The organism is Bacillus sp. SD075, assembly GCF_017355165.1.
In the GTDB taxonomy this organism is placed as follows: Bacteria; Bacillota; Bacilli; order Bacillales; family DSM-1321; genus Peribacillus.
Map to the genome: position 1 here is coordinate 1 of NZ_JADILK010000100.1, position 2,349 is coordinate 2,349.

Genomic DNA, 2,349 nt, shown 5'->3' on the forward strand with positions numbered 1-2,349 from the left:
CCGTTTGAAGGTAGTCAAACGGTTTTTTTTATTATACATTTTCGATCTCTACCCTTTCAATTTCCTTAAGATTGGAGACGGTGTAATACACTTCCGATGTCCTAACTTTATGATCGACCAGAACTTTAAGTGTTAATAGGTGATTGTCATTTGCCACATCTTTGATTCTAAGATTTTTGATGAATATTTTTTCGTCTTTGATTTTTTTCAGTACGGCGCCAATGTCATCTTTATTTTGCACGACCAGCTGCAGAAAGATTTCTTTTTGCCGTAACTTCATCGGTCCGAGCCAGGTGACGAGTGCTGGCACCAATTCGACACTTATGATCAATAGGATGACGCCGGCAATGGCCTCGAGAAAAAATCCAGCTCCAACGGCGATCCCGATTCCGGCTGCTCCCCAGATGATGGCGGCTGTCGTTAAACCGGATATGCTGTTATTGTCCCGCCGGAGAATGACGCCTGCACCGATAAAGCCAACGCCAGAAACGATCTGAGCCGCTAAACGCAAGGGGTCCATCGTGATATTTACGTCGTCGCTCCCTGGGAACTTATAAGCGGATTCCATGGAAACGATCGTTAATAAACAGCTCACGATCGAAATGACCAGGCTTGTTTTTAATCCAACGGGTTTTCGTTTCATTTCTCGCTCTAGTCCGATAATTAGTCCAAGGAGAGCTGAAATCCCCAATTTGATAAGGATTTGCAGTTCTGATTGAGGGTCGAATGTCCATTCCATTTTGTTTCACCACTTCCGAATTATTATCGAAGAATAAGATCGTCTGTTGCCATATACCCGTTTTTCAAAAAAAACTACCTTAATAATTTTAACATAGTAGAATAGAGTTCAATGAAACGTAATTCCGTTGAAAGGAGGAATTTACATGCAAATGCCGAAAGTGAATCCCTATGTAGCGTTGGCGATTGGTGTGGCATCCGTGTCGTTTTCAGCCATCCTGGTTAAATTGGCGACCGCTCCATCGGGTATTATCGCCTTTTACCGTTTATTATTTACTGTCCTTCTTATGTTGCCGGTTTTTCTGGTGAAATACCGTCATGAACTTAAATTTATTAAAAAAAAGGATTGGCTGTATTCGATTGCGGCAGGAGTGTTTTTGGCCTTTCATTTTATTTTATGGTTTGAATCGCTTAATTACACATCGGTTGCGAGTTCAACTGTGCTTGTTACACTCCAGCCTTTATTCGCTTTTGCCGGAGCTTACCTGTTTTTTAAAGAAAGATTTTCAATGAAAGCGATATTGAGCGGCATCATTGCGATAGCCGGCAGCCTTGTCATTAGCTGGGGCGATTTGAGAATCAGCGGTATGGCGCTTTGGGGAGATATTCTTTCGCTTATCGCATGTGCGCTGGTAACCGGTTATTTACTGTTTGGTCAAAATGTTCGAAAACGCATCTCTTCTATAACATATACATTTGTCGTGTATGCAATCAGCGCTATCACATTGTTTTTCTATGTGATCTTTAAGGGAGAGGCATTGGGGCCATACCCTGCTTCCGATTGGCTCTATTTCGTTTTGCTTGCCATTTTCCCGACTTTATTAGGGCATTCTTTATTCAATTGGTCACTAAAGTGGTTAAGCACTTCGACGCTTTCGATGGGAATCTTACTTGAACCGGTGGGAGCGACAATTCTGGCTTACTTCATATTAGATGAACCGATACTCTGGACGCAGGTCCTGGGGGGAACCATCATATTGGGTGGTTTGATGATGTTCTTAAAGGATGAAAAGAAAAGCAAGGTACATAAAGAAGCGAAAGTCTCCGTATAAAAGCAGTAAGTCTCCCGACTTACTGCTTTTATTTAATAGGGGTGAAACAAATAGGTGATCCGTGTGAAAATCAAAGCAAAAGTAAAGCTGAATAAAAACGTAGTACCATTCACCTTGCCTTTTTCTCCGCTGAACTTGATCGCTTCATAAAAAGCGGTACAGAATAAGTAAAGGGCCATACCGTAAGAAATGAGTAATCCGATTAATGGCAGATTCATTGCTTCACCTCATGGAAAAAAGATATCTATATATGACTATTTGTTTTTCTTTGGGAATATGCTTCGTTTATTCATAAAACATGAGTTTGGCCTGGATAGAAAGGGAAAGGGTGTGATGATGTAAAGAATATATAGTAGGGAATAGATGAAAATGTTTTTTTTTGAAAAAGTTTCAAAAAACGTATTGCAAACATTTTAAGTACATGGTATATTATTTCTTGTCGCAAAGACAGCAACTCAAACAGCTAACAAGTTGTTGAAAAACATTTTAAAAAAGTTGTTGACGAAACGTGACAGAATGTGTTACATTATAGAGGTCGCTTCTGAGAGAAACGACAACA

At 40.3% G+C, this 2,349-nt stretch carries 3 protein-coding genes; 1 reads left to right on the forward strand and 2 read right to left on the reverse strand.

Features of this window, described 5'->3' with window-relative positions:
* Positions 1–31 precede the first annotated feature (31 nt).
* On the reverse strand, positions 32–739 hold the full coding sequence (locus IOC57_RS25395) for an MgtC/SapB family protein (protein WP_207441352.1): 708 nt from the start codon (positions 737–739) through the stop codon (positions 32–34).
* A gap of 145 nt (positions 740–884) precedes the next feature.
* On the opposite strand from IOC57_RS25395, the gene IOC57_RS25400 reads away from it, so the two are divergent.
* Entirely contained in the window at positions 885–1,790 is a 906-nt protein-coding gene (locus IOC57_RS25400; protein ID WP_207441353.1) for a DMT family transporter, read from the forward strand.
* 32 nt (positions 1,791–1,822) lie between these two features.
* Here the strand turns inward: IOC57_RS25400 and IOC57_RS25405 are convergent, their stop codons facing one another.
* The gene (locus tag IOC57_RS25405) at positions 1,823–2,008 is read right to left on the reverse strand and encodes a hypothetical protein (protein ID WP_207441354.1); all 186 of its coding nucleotides are present in this window, start codon (positions 2,006–2,008) and stop codon (positions 1,823–1,825) included.
* Positions 2,009–2,349 lie beyond the last annotated feature (341 nt).

Bases quoted from the DNA above. Each gene is read 5' to 3' on its own strand.
- IOC57_RS25395 (WP_207441352.1), bottom strand. From the start codon at position 739: ATGGAATGGACATTCGACCCTCAATCAGAACTGCAAATCCTTATCAAA.
- IOC57_RS25400 (WP_207441353.1), top strand. From the start codon at position 885: ATGCAAATGCCGAAAGTGAATCCCTATGTAGCGTTGGCGATTGGTGTG.
- IOC57_RS25405 (WP_207441354.1), bottom strand. From the start codon at position 2,008: ATGAATCTGCCATTAATCGGATTACTCATTTCTTACGGTATGGCCCTT.